Genomic DNA, 14,468 nt, shown 5'->3' on the forward strand with positions numbered 1-14,468 from the left:
CGCGTGGACCGACCCCGCCCGGCATGGAAGAATCGAGGATCGTCCCGGGGCACCTCTCGCCCTCCTTCGAGCACCAGGAGCACGCATGCTCACGATCGCCGTCGTCTGCGGGGCGGGGGTCGCCACCTCCGCCCTCATCGCCCAGCAGGTGCGCGACCACCTCGCGCACCGCGCCGGGGACGCGGAGGTGGTCCAGTCCACCGTGATCGACCTGCTCTCCCCCCGGTTCACGGCCGATGTCGTGGTCTCCACCGTGGACCTCCCCTCGACCCTCGGCATCCCCCGTGTCAACGGGATGCCGCTGCTGCTCGGCACGAACCCCGCGCTGACCTTCACCGATCTCGACGCGCTCCTCGACCGTCTCGAGAGCACGCCGCGATGACCGCGCTGCCCCGCGTGGGCACCGGCACGGACGTCCACGCCCTCGCGCCCGAGGGCTCCGGCCGGGAGCTGTGGATCGCCGGGCTGCGGTGGGACGGTGAGCGAGGTCTCGTCGGCCACTCCGACGCGGACGTCGCGTGCCACGCCGCCTGCGACGCGCTGTTCGCCGCCGCCGGCATCGGCGACCTCGGCGCGCACTTCGGCACCGATCGGCCCGAGTGGGCCGGAGCGGCGGGGACGGCCCTGCTCAGGGAGGCCGCGCGGCTCGTCACCGAGGCCGGCTTCCGGATCGGCAACGTCTCCGTCCAGGTGATCGGCAACCGTCCCCCGATCTCCCGTCGTCGCGCGGAGGCGGAGGCGGCCATGGGTGCCGCCGCCGGCGCGCCGGTCTCCGTCTCGGGCACCACGACCGACGGCCTGGGCCTGACCGGCCGCGGCGAGGGGGTCGCGGCGATCGCGACCGCGCTCGTCGTCCCCGTGCCCCCGGGCACCGCCGACGCCCCCGTGTCCACCGCGCACGCCGCGACGGCCGCGACGGCCGTCCCCGGCGACGCGGCCCCGCCGACCATGGACCGACCCGACCCCGAGGAGCCCCGTCCGTGAGCACGCCCTCCCCCCACGAGCAGCAGGCCACGCCGGCCACCGGTCCCCTCCCGCTCACCGCGGAGGACGTCGAGGCCGCCGCGGCGACCCTCGGCCCCGTGCTGCGGCGCACGCCCCTGCACCGCTCGGAGCGGCTCAGCGAGATCGCCGGGGTCCCCGTGTGGCTCAAGCGCGAGGACCTGCAGTCCGTGCGCTCGTACAAGCTGCGCGGCGCCCACCTGTTCATGGCCGCGCTGGACGAGGAGTCCCGGGCCGCGGGCGTGGTCGCCGCGAGCGCCGGGAACCACGCGCAGGGCGTCGCCCGCTCGTGCCGCGAGCTCGGCATCCGCGGCCGCATCTACGTGCCCGGCACGACCCCGCGCCAGAAGCGGGACCGGATCGTCGCGATCGGCGGCGACCTCGTGGAGCTCGTCCTCACCGGGGACACCTTCGACGACGCCGCCTCCGCCGCGGCGGACGACGCCGAGCGGACGGGCGCCGTGACGGTGCCGCCCTTCGACCATCCGACGATCATGGCCGGCCAGGGCACCGTGGCCCTCGAGGCCGTCGAGCAGCTGCGCCTCGAGCACGGCCGCGAGGCATCCACCATGGTGCTGCCGGTGGGCGGCGGCGGTCTGCTGGGCGGCTGCGGGGCCTGGCTGCGGGAACGCACGCCGACGATGCGCATCGTCGGCGTCGAGCCCGCCGGCGCCGTGTCCATGGCGGCCGCCGTGCGCGCGGGCCACCCGGTGACCCTGCGCGAGCTCGACCGCTTCGTGGACGGCGCCGCCGTGCGCCGCGTGGGCGCGGGGCCGCTGCGCATGGTCCAGGCGATCGAGCCGGAGCTGCTGAGCGTCGACGAGGGCGCCGTGTGCACCGAGATGCTCTCGCTCTACCAGGTGGACGGGATCATCACCGAGCCGGCCGGGGCCCTCGCCGCCGCGGCCGTCGCGACCGGGGCGGTCCGGGACCTCGCCGCGGACGAGGACGGGGAGGGCGACGTCATCGTCGTCGTCTCCGGCGGCAACAACGACGTCTCGCGGTACACGGAGATCGTCGAGCGCTCCCTCGTCCACGAGGGGCTCAAGCACTACTTCCTCGTGACCTTCCCGCAGGAGCCGGGGGCGCTGCGGCGCTTCCTGGACCGGGTGCTCGGGCCGGACGACGACATCGTCCTGTTCGACTACATCAAGCGCAACAACCGCGAGGAGGGACCGGCCCTGGTGGGCGTCGAGATCGGCTCCCGCGCCGATCTCGAGCCGCTCATGGGGCGGATGGCCGCGTCCCAGATGCAGATCGAGCGGATCGACCCGCACGACCCGATCTACCGCTACCTCACCTGATCACCGCGTCCCGGCCCGCCCGGGACGGACGACGGCGCCGGTCCCCCAGGGGACCGGCGCCGTCGTCGTGCGGCGGGTGCGGGGATCAGGACGGGTCGACGGCCTGGGCGCGGGCCTCGACCGCGGAGCGGACGATGTCCTCGAGCCCGTGCTCGGACTTCCAGCCCAGGTGCTGCGCGATCCGGTCGCCGGAGCAGATCAGGCGGGCGGGGTCGCCGGCGCGGCGCGGGCCGATCTCCGGGGTGATGTCGATGCCCTTGACGCGGGCGACCGCGTCGATCACCTCGAGCACGCTCGAACCCTCGCCGGTCCCGACGTTGAAGACGCGGTGCGGGCGCTCCTCGCCGCGCAGGTAGTCCAGCGCCGCGATGTGGGCGTGGGCGAGGTCCAGCACGTGCACGTAGTCGCGGATGCAGGTGCCGTCCGGGGTGTCGTAGTCGTCGCCGAAGACGGTGGGCGTGCGCCCCTTCTCGAGGGCGTTGAGGATGATCGGCACCAGGTTCATGACCTGGGTGTCCGCGAGCTCCGGCCAGCCGGCACCGGCGACGTTGAAGTAGCGCAGGGCGACGGTGCGCATGTCGTGGGCGCGCTCGGCGTCGGCGAGCATCCACTCCCCCACGTACTTGGTCGCGCCGTAGGGGTTGATGGGCTGCGGGGCGAGGTCCTCGGTGACGAGGTCGACGTCGGGCACGCCGTAGACGGCCGCGGAGGAGGAGAAGACCACGTCGCGCACGTCGGCGCTCGCGCAGGCGGCGAGCACGTTGGCGAGGCCGCCCACGTTGTCGTGCCAGTACATCTCCGGGTTCTCGACGGACTCGCCGACCTGCTTGTGGGCGGCGAAGTGGATCACGGAGTCGGCACCCGAGGAGCGCAGGGCGAAGGCGAGCTTCTCGACCGCGTCGGGGAGGGTCACGTCGAGCTCGAGCAGCTCGGCCCCCTCCGTGCGGGAGCGGAAGCCGGTCGACAGGTCGTCGACCACGATCACCCGCTCCCCCTTGTCGAGGAGGAGTCGCACCACGTGCGACCCGATGTACCCGGCACCACCGATCACGAGAGTCGTCATGGTCGCGAGCCTACCGGGTCACCCGGGGAGCGGTCGTCCCGCCGCTCCCCGGTCGCGCCTCAGGTCCAGGAGCTGGACAGCGGACGGCCCTCGGCGTAGCCGGCCGCGCCCTGCAGGCCGATCACCGCGCGGTCGCGGAACTCGGGCGTGCTGCGCGCGCCGGCGTAGGTGTAGGAGGAGCGCACGCCGGCGGTGATCTCGTCGATGAGCCCCTCGACGCTGCCGGAGCCCTCCGCGAGGTACATGCGCGAGCTCGAGATGCCCTCCTCGAAGAGGCCCTTGCGGGCCCGGGCGAAGGCGTCCTCGTGCGCGGTGCGGTGGGAGACGGCCCGCTTGGAGGCCATTCCGAAGCTCTCCTTGTAGCGGCGGCCGTGCTCGTCGGTGCGCATCTCGCCGGGCGACTCGAAGGTCCCGGCGAACCAGGAGCCGATCATGACGTTGGAGGCGCCCGCGGCGAGCGCGAGGGCCACGTCGCGGGGATGGCGCACGCCGCCGTCCGCCCACACGTGCTTCCCGTGGCGGGCGGCCTCGGCGGCGCACTCGAGCACCGCGGAGAACTGGGGGCGGCCGACGCCCGTCATCATGCGGGTCGTGCACATGGCGCCCGGGCCCACGCCCACCTTGACGATGTCGGCGCCGGCCTCGATGAGCTCGCGCGTCCCCTCGGCGGTGACGATGTTGCCGGCGACGAGCCGGACGGAGGTCCCCTCGCAGGGACCGAGCACGGCGCGCGCGGTGCGGAGCGCCTCGATCATCTTGTCCTGGTGGCCGTGGGCGGTGTCCAGGACGATCACGTCGGTGCCGGCGGCGACGAGGTCCGTGACGCGGGAAGCGACGTCGGCGTTGATGCCGACGGCGACCGCGACGCGGAGGCGGCCCTCGGCGTCGGTCGCCGGGCGGTAGATCGTGGAGCGGAGCACGCCGGTCGCGGTGAGCACGCCCTGGAGCACTCCGTCCTCGGTGACGACGACGGCGGCGTCGTGGTGGGTCGCGGCGATCCGGGCGTGCAGCGCCGCGGGCTCCGCCTCGAGATCCGCGGGACGGAGCACGAGCACGTCCGCGGCGAGCTGGTCGCCGACGGCGGCGAAGGAGTCCCGGCCCGTGATCTCCTCGGGACCGACGACGCCGAGGGGGCGACGCTCCCCGTCCACGACGACGACGACGCCGTGTGGTCGCTTGGGCAGCAGCGACGCGGCCTGGCCGAGGGTGGCGTCCGCGGGGAGGGTGAGCGGGTGGTCGACGATCAGGTCGCGGGTCTTCAGCGAGCGGACGATCGAGTCGATGCGCTCCGCGGAGAGGTCCTGCGGGAGCACGGCGAGTCCGCCGCGACGCGCCATCGTCTCGGCCATCCGGCGGCCGGAGACAGCGGTCATGTTGGCCGCGACCAGGGGGATCGTGGTGCCGGTGCCGTCGTCGCTCGCGAGGTCGACGTCGAACCGCGAGGTGACGTCGGAGCGCGCGGGGAGGAAGAAGCAGTCGTCGTAGGTGAGGTCCGTCGACGGGGTGTGGATGAGGCGCATCTGCCCAGGATAGGGACCCCGGATCCGCGTGACCTCCACGATCCCCTCACAGGCGCGTCCCGGGTCCCGCCGAGGGAGAACCTAGGATGGCCCGCATGACGGATTCGGCCTCGTGGCGCAGGACTCGTCGTGGAGGCCGGCATCAGCAGCCGGTCCGCCGCGACTCGTCCCGCCCCCTCCCTCCCGACGTCGCCCGCCAGAATCGGGAGCAGGCGTTCGGCACGTCCCCCCGCACCTGGGTGGACGCCCCTACCGGTCGCGGCGCGGATCCCGTCGACCCTTCCCGGCCCGACACGGCCGACGAGCAGAGCGCTCCCGCCGCTCGGGCCGGCGACGCCTCCCGTCCCCTGACGCCCCCGGCGGGGACCGTCGAGCCGGCCACCGAGCCGCTCCGGCCCGCCGCGGCCGCGGAGCCCGCCGCAGCCCCCACGCCGACGCCGAGCGTCCGGTCCGCAGCATCGGCAGAGTCCGGCACAGGCGCGACGTCGGCCGCGCCGGCGGGGAACGCCGGATCCGGTGAGGACCCCCGCGGGACGGTCGTACCCCCGGCGCGACGCACCGGCCACGGTCGGCGCGCGGCGCGCCCGATCGCCGCCGAGCACGATCTGGCGGCGGCGGCCTCCTCCCCCGAGCCCGCCGAGGAGCGTGACGCCTGGTCCACCGCCGGCCGTTCCGCCGCGGCCGCCGAGCGCGGCGCCGTCCCCCCGCGCGAGCCCTCGCGCCCCGCCGACGTCACCGCCGCCGCTCCCGCAGCCGCCGCTCCCGCAGCCGCGAGCTCCGAAGCGGGGTCGGGATCCGGCTCCGGCTCCGGCTCCGGGGACGAGCCTCCCTCGGATCGGGGCGCGCGCGACGAGCGCCCCGAGCCCTCCCGCCGCGGCGGGAGCCTGGGACGCGTGGCCGCCTGGACCGTCGGCACCACGGTGCTGCCGGGCCTGGGCCTGGTCACGACCCGGATGCGGAAGCTCGGCTGGGTGCTGATCGGCCTGCTCGCCGCCGTCGTCCTCGGCGTCGCCGCCTTCCTGCTGCTCGGCGACCCCCTGCGCACGGGCGTCAAGCTCGTCACCCACCGCGGGGTGCTCATCGCCCTGCTCGTCGCCGCTGCGGTCGCCATGGTGGTGTGGATGGTGCAGATCGTCCTCGCCGCCCTCGCGCACTCCACGGCGCAGCGGCTCGAGCGCCGGCGCCGGTTCGTCGCGCTCGGCCTCGCCGCCGTCATGGTGATCGCCGTCGGCCTGCCCTTCGGCCGCGGCGTCCAGTCGCTGTGGGTGACCCAGGGACTGCTCGGCTCGGACTCCGTGTTCTCCCGCTCGGGCTCCTCCACCCTCGCGGACGGCGAGGACCCGTGGGCCGGCGTCGGCCGCATCAACATCCTCATGCTCGGCCAGGACGCCGGGCAGGACCGCACGGGAACCCGACCGGACACGATCATGGTCGCCTCCGTGGACACTGCGACCGGCAAGACGGCCCTCTTCTCGATCCCCCGCAACCTCGAGAAGGTGCGCTTCCCGGAGGGCACCGTCGCCGCGGAGAAGTTCCCCGACGGCTTCGACTACTACGGGAAGAACCAGAACCTCATCAACGCCGTGTGGGCGTGGGCGGAGGAGAACAAGGACCTGTTCCCCGGGGACGACAGCCCCGGCCTCACCGCCACCACCTGGGCCGTCGAGGAGACCCTCGGCCTGAAGACCGACTACTACGCGCAGGTGAACCTGCAGGGCTTCGAGGACATGGTCAACGCGATCGGCGGCGTGGACATGGTCGTGGAGCGCCGCATCCCGATCGGCGGCGGCACCAACCAGGCCACGGGCGGCAAGTACCCGATCACCGGGTACATCGAGCCCGGCCAGCAGCACCTCGACGGCTACCACGCCCTCTGGTACGCCCGCTCCCGCGAGGGCTCCGACGACTTCAACCGCATGTGCCGCCAGCAGCGCATGGTGCGCGTGGTCACCGAGGAGTCCAACCCCGCGACGCTCGCCATGTCGATCCCCGGGCTCGTCACCGCGACCGAGAACAACATCGTCACCGACATCCCGACCTCGGACATCGACGCCTTCGCCGAGCTCGCCCTGCGGATCAAGGACTCCGGCTTCAAGTCCTACCCGATCACGCAGGACGTCACGCCGAGCTACGACGCCGACTGGGACTACCTCAAGAAGTGGACCCAGGCCTCGATCGAGGACTCCATGCAGTCCACCGGCGCGCAGTCCGTGACCGGCGAGACGAAGGCCGGCTCCACAGAGCCCGCGGAGACCGGCGCCGCCCCGGACCAGGAGTCCAGCTCCTCCGCCGAGGAGGAGACCACGACCGAGGAGGCGACGCCCACCGAGGAGGAGTCCTCCTCCACGGGGGACGAGACCTCGAGCGAGTCCTCCGCCCCGGTCATCGAGCAGGACCCGCTGAAGTCCTGCCTGCCGGGGGCCGAGGAGGGGAACTGACCGACAGGTCCCTCCCCCGGCCCTCCCCGGTGACGGGGACGGGGACGGGTCAGTCGGCCACCTGCAGCAGGGCGTTCTCCACGAGCTCCGGCATCGCCGGATGGATCCAGTACTGGGTGCGCGCGAGGTCCCGGGCCGTCTGCCCGGTGCTCATCGCCTGCACGAGCAGCTGGATGAGCGAGGTCGCCTCCGGGCCGATGATCTGCGCACCCAGGATCGCCGTGGACTCCGCGTCCACGACGAGCTTGAGGAACCCGGTGGTGTCCTCCATCGCCCAGCCGTAGGCGATCGAGGAGTACTCCTGCACGGCGACGCGGATCTCGCGACCGGAGCGCTCGGCCTCCGCGCGGGCCGTCTCCTCGTCCCTGCCCACCCAGGCCACCTGGGGATGGGTGAAGACGCCGAAGGGCACGGGCATCTCGTCGGAGCGGCGCATCTCCTCGGGGTGGAGCACGTTGTGCCGAACGATCCGCAGCTGATGGTTCGCGACGTGCTTGAGCTGGTCGGGGCTCGAGATGTCCCCGAGCGCCCACACGCCGGGGAGGACCTGGCCCCCCGGGTCGAGCACCCGCTGGTAGGCGTCCACCGCGACCCGGCCGCCGTCGGCGAGGCCGATCCCGCCGGCGGCCACGTCGAGCCGGTCGGAGTTGGGGCGCCTGCCGGTCGCGACGAGCACGTCCTCCGCCTGCAGGACCACCTCCTCGCGGCCCCGCGTGCCGCGCAGCTCGACGCCCTCCGCGGTGCGGCGCACGGAGGTCGTGTCCAGGCCGGTCTCGAGCCGGATCCGGCCGCCGAGGATCTCGGTGAGCCGGGCGGAGACGTCGGCATCGGCCGCGCGCAGCACCCGCTGGGAGCGGGCGACGAGGGTGACGTCCACACCGAGCGCGTCGAGCACGTGCGCGAACTCGACGGCGATGATCCCCGAGCCGAGGATCAGCATCGACGCGGGCAGCGCGTCCATCCGCATGACCGTGTCGGAGGTCTGCGGGGCGGCGTCGGCGAGACCGTCGATCGCGGGGATCTCGGGGCGGGAGCCGGCGCCGAGGACGATCGTGTCCGCGGTGATCTCGCGGGTGGTGCCGTCCGCGAGCTCGACCCGCAGCGCCTTCGGGCCCGTGAAGCGGGCCTCGCCGCGCAGCAGGGTGAGGTTCGCATTGTCCTCGTGGGAGGCGCGGTACTCCTCGCCGCCCGCGGAGATCGGGTCGATCCGGCCGAAGATCCGGTCCCGGATCGCGGGCCAGTCCACGCCCTCGAGCCGCTCGCGCACACCGAGCGCGGCGGACTCCGACGGCGCGAGCGCGAGGTCCGCGGTGCGCACGAACATCTTCGTGGGGATGCAGCCGAGGTTCAGGCAGGTGCCGCCGAACACGGCCTGCGGGCCCACCCCGCGGTCGATCTGCACGATGCTGTGGCCCGCGAGGTCCGGTCCCGGGAAGGAGTTCACCGAGCCGGAGCCGATGAGGGCGATGTCGTAATGGGTCTGCGCGTTCACCGGGCCAGGCTAGTCCGCCGCGCGCCGGCGGGGTGATCCTGGTTGAATCGGTCCCGACGTCCCCCACCGCACCCAGGAGCCGCCATGACCGCCGCCGCCCATCCCGCCGACGCCCATGGCGTGATCCACGTGGTCGGGGCCCGCGAGAACAACCTCCGCGGGGTCGACGTCGACATCCCCAAGCGCCGCCTCACCGTCTTCACGGGCGTCTCCGGCTCCGGGAAGAGCTCGCTCGTGTTCGGGACGATCGCCGCGGAGTCCCGCCGCCTGCTCAACGAGACCTACAGCGCCTTCGTGCAGGGCTTCATGCCCTCGACCTCGCGCCCCGAGGTCGACGTGCTCTCCGGGGTGACCTCCGCGATCGTCGTGGACCAGGAGCGGCTCGGCGGCGGGCCACGCTCGACCGTCGGCACCATCACCGATGCGAGCGCCTACCTGCGCACCCTCTTCTCCCGCCGCGCCGAGCCCCACGTGGGCGGCCCCGGCGCGTACTCCTTCAACGTCCCCTCGGTCTCCGCCGCCGGGGCGATCACCGTGAAGAAGGGCGGGAAGACCCTCGCGGAGAAGGCGGACTTCTCCCGCGTGGGCGGCATGTGCCCGCGCTGCGAGGGCATGGGGAACGTGAGCGACCTCGACCTGACGGAGCTGTACGACGGCACGAAGACCCTCTCCGAGGACCCGTTCACGATCCCCGGCTACACGGGCGACGGCTGGAACGTGCGGATCATCCGTGAGTCCGGGTTCATGCCGCCGGACGTCCCGATCCAGGACTTCACGGCCCGCCAGCGCGAGGACTTCCTCTACAAGGAGCCCACGAAGGTGAAGATCGGGGACGTGAACCTCACCTACGAGGGGCTCGTCCCGAAGATCCGCAAGTCCATGCTCTCCAAGGACCGCGACCAGATGCAGCCGCACATCCGCGCCTTCGTGGACCGCGCGGTCACCTTCATCACCTGCTCCGACTGCGCGGGCACGCGGCTCGCGGAGCACGCCCGCACCTCCCTCATCGACGGGGTCTCCATCGCCGACGTCTCCGCCCTGCCCGTGACCGACCTGCGCGACTGGGTCGCGGGTCTCGACGACGAGGGCGTCGGCCCGCTGCTGGCGAACCTCCGCGCCCTGCTCGACGCCTTCGTCGGTATCGGCCTCGGCTACCTCTCCCTGGACCGCCCCTCCGGCACGCTCTCCGGCGGCGAGGCGCAGCGCACGAAGCTCGTCCAGCACATCGGCTCCGCCCTCACCGACGTCACCTACGTCTTCGACGAGCCGACGGTGGGCCTGCACCCCCACGACATCTCCCGCATGAACGAGCTGCTGCTCGAGCTGCGTGACAAGGGCAACACGGTGCTCGTCGTCGAGCACAAGCCGGAGACCATCGAGATCGCGGACCACGTCGTCGACCTGGGCCCGCGGGCCGGCCGCGACGGCGGGGAGCTCGTGTTCGAGGGGGACGTCGAGGGGCTGCGCTCCTCCGGCACCCTCACGGGCCGCTTCCTCGCCGCCCGCAACCGGCTCAAGGAGACGGTGCGCGAGCCCAGCGGGGTGCTCGAGATCCGCGGGGCGAGCACCCACAACCTCCGCGACGTCGACGTCGACGTGCCGCTCGGCGTGCTCACGGTCGTCACCGGCGTGGCCGGCTCCGGCAAGAGCTCGCTCATCCACGACTCCCTCCCCCGCGACGCGGACGTCGTCATGGTGGACCAGTCCCCGATCCGCGGCTCTCGCCGCTCGAACCCCGCGACCTACACGGGACTGCTCGAGCCGATCCGGAAGGCCTTCGCGAAGGCGAACGGCGTCAAGCCCGCCCTGTTCTCCGCGAACTCCGAGGGGGCCTGCCCCGTCTGCAACGGCGCCGGCGTCACGTACACCGAGCTGGGCTTCCTCGAGACCGTCGAGTCCGTGTGCGAGGAGTGCGAGGGCCGCCGCTTCCAGGCCTCCGTGCTCGAGCACACCCTCGGCGGGCGCAGCATCGCCGACGTTCTCGAGATGTCGGTCGCGGAGGCGCGCGAGCTGTTCTCCGACGGGGAGGCGAAGGTGCCCGCCGCGGCGCGGATCCTCGGCCACCTGGACCAGGTGGGCCTCGGCTATCTCACGATCGGCCAGCCGCTCACGACCCTCTCCGGCGGCGAGCGGCAGCGCCTCAAGCTCGCCACCCACATGGGCGATAAGGGCGGGATCTACGTGCTCGACGAGCCCACCTCGGGCCTGCACATGGCGGACGTCGAGCAGCTGCTCGCGCTCCTGGACGCCCTCGTGGACGCCGGGAGGTCCGTGATCGCCATCGAGCACCACCAGGCCGTGATGGCGCATGCGGACCGCATCATCGACATGGGCCCCGGCGCCGGCCAGCACGGCGGCACCGTCGTCTTCGAGGGCACGCCCGCGCAGCTCGTCGCCGAGCGGGCGGGCCTCACCGGGGAGGCGCTCGCGCAGTACGTCGGGGCCTGAGGGGCCGGCCGACGGGGCCGACGCCGGGACGGCCGACGGGGACGTCGGCCCGCCGGCTCAGCTCTTGCCGCGCCAGGCGGGGTTGATCCGCTGGAACAGGCGGCAGTCCGCCCAGCCGCCGCCCGCCGAGCCGAGCCGGAGGTACTGCGGGGCGAGGCCGATCTGCGTGAAGCCGTTGCGCTCGAGGACCCGCGCGGAGGCCTCGTTGCCCACGGCGACGCTCGCCTCGACGCGGTGCAGGTCGAGGGCGCCGAAGGCGAGGTCGACGGCCTCGCGCACCGCACAGGAGGCGACGCCGCGCCCCGTGGCCCCCGCATCGACCCAGTAGCCGAGGCTCGCCCACTGGGCGGGGCCGCGCAGCACCCCGCTGAGGGTCAGCCGGCCCACGACCTCGTCGTCCACGGTGATGACGAGCGGGACCGTGGACCCGGCCTCGAGCTGGGTGCGCAGCGAGCGGATCATGCGCCGCTGGCCCTCCTCCGTCGCCCATCCCTCGGGGCGCACCGGGGCCCCGGTGAGCAGGTGCTCGCGGTTCACCGTCTCGAGGTGGGCGAGGCGCGCGGCGTCCTCCTCGAGCAGGAGCCGCAGCGCGATCCGCTCCGGGGCCACGCGCTCGTGAGGGTCCTGCCGCTGCGCCGTCATGGCGCCAGCGTAGGGCCGGCGCACCCCGTACCGTGTCCCCGTGACCCGCCCGCTCCCCGCCGCCCTGCTCGCCGCGCTGCCGCTGCTGCGCTGTCCCGTGTGCGCCCTGCCGCTCGACGCCCGGGAGCGCACCCTCGGCTGCGCGGGCGGCCACCGCTTCGACGCGGCGCGCGGCGGCTCCGTCTCCCTGCTCTCCGGTCCCGCCCCCGTGAGCGGGGACGACGACGACATGGCCCGGGCCCGGGACCGCTTCCTCGCGACCGGCGCCTACGGCCCGCTGCGGGACGCCGTGCTGGACCTCGCCGCACCGGAGGTCTGCGCCGATCCCGACGGGAGCCCCGTCGGCGCCCGTCGGACGGTCCTGGACGCGGGCTGCGGCTCCGGGTGGTACCTCGCCGCCCTGCTCGCGGAGCAGCCGGGGACCCTCGGCATCGGCCTGGACACCTCGACCCGGTCCCTGCGCTTCGCGGCCCGCGCCCACGAGGACCTCGCCGCGATCGGCGCGGACCTGTTCTCCCGCCTGCCGCTCGCCGACGCCTCCGTGGACGTCGTGCTCGACGTGTTCTCCCCGCGCAATCCGCCCGAGTTCGCGCGGATGCTGCGCCCGGGCGGCCGGCTCGTCGTGGCCCGCCCCGCACCGGACCACCTCGCCGAGCTGCGGGAGACCGTGCCCGCGATGGTCGGCATCGACCCGCGCAAGGAGGAGCGGCTCGCCGCCGCCCTGGACCCGCACTTCACGGCAGGCCCCGAGATCATCGTGCGGGCGCCGCTGCGGCTCGGCGCGGAGGCGGCCGCGGACCTCGTGCTCATGACCCCGAGCGCGCGCCACGTCGACCCCGCCGCGCTCGGCCTGCCGGACGAGCTCGAGGTGACGCTCTCGGTACGGGTGAGCGCGTGGACGGTGCGCTGACCCGCACCGTCCACACGCGGGATCAGGCGAGCGGCCCCACGACCTCCTCCGCGGCGGCGAGCAGGGAGCCGTCCCTCAGGCCCTCCTCCGCGGCCGCGATGTCCGGGGCGAGGAAGCGGTCCGGGCCCGGCCCCTCGACGTCCTCGCGGAGCACGCCGATCACCGCGGCGCACGCGGCCGAGGGCTGCAGCGGGGCGCGCAGGTCCACGGCCCGCGCGGCGGTGAGCAGCTCGATCGCGAGCACCCGGCGCAGGTTCTCCACGGAGGTGCGGAGCTTGCGAGCCGCGTGCCATCCCATGGAGACGTGGTCCTCCTGCATCGCCGAGGAGGGGATCGAGTCGACGCTCGCGGGCACCGCGAGCCGCTTCATCTCGGAGACCAGGGCCGCCTGCGTGTACTGGGCGATCATGAAGCCCGAGTCGACGCCGGGATCGTCGGCGAGGAAGGGCGGCAGCCCGTGGGAGCGGGACTTGTCGAGCATGCGGTCGGTGCGGCGCTCGGCGATCGAGGCGAGGTCCGCGCTCGCGATCGCGAGGAAGTCGAGCACGTAGGCCACGGGGGCGCCGTGGAAGTTGCCGTTCGAGGTGACGGTGCCGTCCTCGAGCACGACGGGGTTGTCGATCGCGCTCGCGACCTCCCGCTCGGCGACCGTGCGGGCATGCGTGATCGTGTCCCGGACGGCTCCCGCGACCTGCGGGGCGCAGCGCAGCGAGTAGGCGTCCTGGACGCGCGAGCCCTCGGCGGCGACGTCGGCGATGATCGGCGAGCCCTCGAGCAGGGCCAGCACGTTCGCGGCGGAGGCCGCCTGCCCGGGGTGCGGGCGCAGGGGCGCGTGCAGCTCGGGCCGGAAGACGCCGTCCCGGCCGCGCAGGCCCTGCACGGTCAGGGCGGTGGCGAGATCCGCGGTGCGCACCAGCTCGTCGAGGTCAGCGAGGGCCATGAGGAGCATGCCGAGCATGCCGTCGGTCCCGTTGATGAGGGCGAGGCCCTCCTTCTCCTCGAGCAGCACGGGGACGATCCCGGCCTCCGCGAGCAGCTCCGGGACGGGACGCTCCGCGCCGTCGCGGTCCCGGGCGCGCCCCTCCCCCATGAGCACGATCGCGCAGTGCGACAGCGGGGCGAGGTCCCCCGAGCAGCCCAGCGAGCCGTACTCGTGGACGATCGGGGTGATGCCGGCGTTCAGCAGCGCGAGCATGGTCTCGATGACGACGGGCCGCACGCCGGTCCGGCCGGAGGCGAGGGTGCGGGCGCGCAGCAGCATGAGGGCGCGCACCACCTCCCGCTCCACCTCGGGACCGGCGCCCGCCGCGTGGGAGCGGATGAGGGAGCGCTGCAGGGCGTGCCGCATCGACGGCGGGATGGACGTGTCCGCGAGGGCGCCGAACCCGGTGGAGACGCCGTACACGGGGGTCTCCCCCGCGGCGAGGGCGTCGATGTGGGCGCGGACGGCGGCGACGTGCTCGCGGGCGTCGGGGTCGAGCTCGACGCGGGCGCCGCGGCGGGCGACCGCGAGCACCTCGGCGGCGGTGAGGTCGGAGCGGGAGAGACGGACGGTGCCGGTCATGGGGTTCCTTTCGGACGGCGGTCGCGGGCCGCGCCGACCGCCGCGGACGGTGGCCGTGGTGAGGACGGGGTGAGGACGGGGCCGC

Annotated in this window: 11 protein-coding genes; 6 read left to right on the forward strand and 5 right to left on the reverse strand. The window is 74.1% G+C overall.

The features are described 5' to 3' along the window. The first annotated feature begins 85 nt into the window (after positions 1-85). The 3 genes from ABD080_RS15560 to ilvA are packed head-to-tail and all read left to right on the forward strand — an operon-like array spanning position 86 to position 2,306. Positions 86-382 carry a PTS sugar transporter subunit IIB gene (locus tag ABD080_RS15560; protein ID WP_137771377.1) on the forward strand — a complete coding sequence of 99 codons (297 nt, stop codon included), beginning with the start codon at positions 86-88 and terminating at the stop codon, positions 380-382. Further along, positions 379-984, forward strand: a complete 606-nt coding sequence (ispF, locus tag ABD080_RS15565) for a 2-C-methyl-D-erythritol 2,4-cyclodiphosphate synthase (RefSeq protein WP_343906255.1) — start codon at positions 379-381, stop codon at positions 982-984. Before ABD080_RS15560 ends, ispF begins: the two co-directional genes overlap by 4 nt. Beyond that, complete coding sequence (ilvA, locus tag ABD080_RS15570; protein WP_343906257.1) at positions 981-2,306, forward strand: threonine ammonia-lyase IlvA; 1,326 nt, start codon at positions 981-983, stop codon at positions 2,304-2,306. Before ispF ends, ilvA begins: the two co-directional genes overlap by 4 nt. An 85-nt stretch (positions 2,307-2,391) precedes the next feature. On the opposite strand, the gene galE is transcribed toward ilvA, so the two are convergent. After that, positions 2,392-3,369 carry a UDP-glucose 4-epimerase GalE gene (gene galE, locus ABD080_RS15575; RefSeq protein ID WP_137771380.1) on the reverse strand — a complete coding sequence of 326 codons (978 nt, stop codon included), beginning with the start codon at positions 3,367-3,369 and terminating at the stop codon, positions 2,392-2,394. Positions 3,370-3,428: 59 nt separating this feature from the next. Then, positions 3,429-4,889 carry a GuaB1 family IMP dehydrogenase-related protein gene (locus tag ABD080_RS15580; protein ID WP_343906260.1) on the reverse strand — a complete coding sequence of 487 codons (1,461 nt, stop codon included), beginning with the start codon at positions 4,887-4,889 and terminating at the stop codon, positions 3,429-3,431. An 893-nt stretch (positions 4,890-5,782) separates the two neighbouring features. Here ABD080_RS15580 and ABD080_RS15585 point away from each other — a divergent pair. Further along, positions 5,783-7,327 (forward strand): LCP family protein, encoded by a 1,545-nt coding sequence (locus ABD080_RS15585; protein ID WP_343906262.1) that lies wholly within the window; start codon positions 5,783-5,785, stop codon positions 7,325-7,327. Between the two features lie 49 nt (positions 7,328-7,376). Here ABD080_RS15585 and ABD080_RS15590 read toward each other — a convergent pair whose 3' ends face one another. Next, the gene (locus ABD080_RS15590) at positions 7,377-8,819 is read right to left on the reverse strand and encodes a mycothione reductase (protein WP_343906265.1); all 1,443 of its coding nucleotides are present in this window, start codon (positions 8,817-8,819) and stop codon (positions 7,377-7,379) included. Between the two features lie 84 nt (positions 8,820-8,903). On the opposite strand from ABD080_RS15590, the gene ABD080_RS15595 reads away from it, so the two are divergent. Next, positions 8,904-11,267 carry an ATP-binding cassette domain-containing protein gene (locus ABD080_RS15595; protein WP_343906267.1) on the forward strand — a complete coding sequence of 788 codons (2,364 nt, stop codon included), beginning with the start codon at positions 8,904-8,906 and terminating at the stop codon, positions 11,265-11,267. Between the two features lie 57 nt (positions 11,268-11,324). Here the strand turns inward: ABD080_RS15595 and ABD080_RS15600 are convergent, their stop codons facing one another. Continuing rightward, the gene (locus ABD080_RS15600; protein ID WP_137771385.1) at positions 11,325-11,909 is read right to left on the reverse strand and encodes a GNAT family N-acetyltransferase; all 585 of its coding nucleotides are present in this window, start codon (positions 11,907-11,909) and stop codon (positions 11,325-11,327) included. A 40-nt stretch (positions 11,910-11,949) separates the two neighbouring features. Here ABD080_RS15600 and ABD080_RS15605 point away from each other — a divergent pair, with 40 nt between their 5' ends. Then, complete coding sequence (locus ABD080_RS15605; RefSeq protein ID WP_137771386.1) at positions 11,950-12,819, forward strand: methyltransferase domain-containing protein; 870 nt, start codon at positions 11,950-11,952, stop codon at positions 12,817-12,819. A gap of 22 nt (positions 12,820-12,841) precedes the next feature. On the opposite strand, the gene hutH is transcribed toward ABD080_RS15605, so the two are convergent. Further along, the gene (gene hutH / locus ABD080_RS15610) at positions 12,842-14,383 is read right to left on the reverse strand and encodes a histidine ammonia-lyase (protein ID WP_343906270.1); all 1,542 of its coding nucleotides are present in this window, start codon (positions 14,381-14,383) and stop codon (positions 12,842-12,844) included. Positions 14,384-14,468: the final 85 nt, after the last annotated feature.

It is taken from the genome of Brachybacterium rhamnosum, from assembly GCF_039526185.1.
GTDB lineage: Bacteria > Actinomycetota > Actinomycetes > Actinomycetales > Dermabacteraceae > Brachybacterium > Brachybacterium rhamnosum.

Excerpts from the sequence above, each read along its gene's own strand:
- ABD080_RS15560 (WP_137771377.1), top strand. The coding sequence starts at position 86 with ATGCTCACGATCGCCGTCGTCTGCGGGGCGGGGGTCGCCACCTCCGCC.
- ispF (WP_343906255.1), top strand. The coding sequence starts at position 379 with ATGACCGCGCTGCCCCGCGTGGGCACCGGCACGGACGTCCACGCCCTC.
- galE (WP_137771380.1), bottom strand. The coding sequence starts at position 3,369 with ATGACGACTCTCGTGATCGGTGGTGCCGGGTACATCGGGTCGCACGTG.
- ABD080_RS15580 (WP_343906260.1), bottom strand. The coding sequence starts at position 4,889 with ATGCGCCTCATCCACACCCCGTCGACGGACCTCACCTACGACGACTGC.
- ABD080_RS15595 (WP_343906267.1), top strand. The coding sequence starts at position 8,904 with ATGACCGCCGCCGCCCATCCCGCCGACGCCCATGGCGTGATCCACGTG.
- ABD080_RS15600 (WP_137771385.1), bottom strand. The coding sequence starts at position 11,909 with ATGACGGCGCAGCGGCAGGACCCTCACGAGCGCGTGGCCCCGGAGCGG.
- hutH (WP_343906270.1), bottom strand. The coding sequence starts at position 14,383 with ATGACCGGCACCGTCCGTCTCTCCCGCTCCGACCTCACCGCCGCCGAG.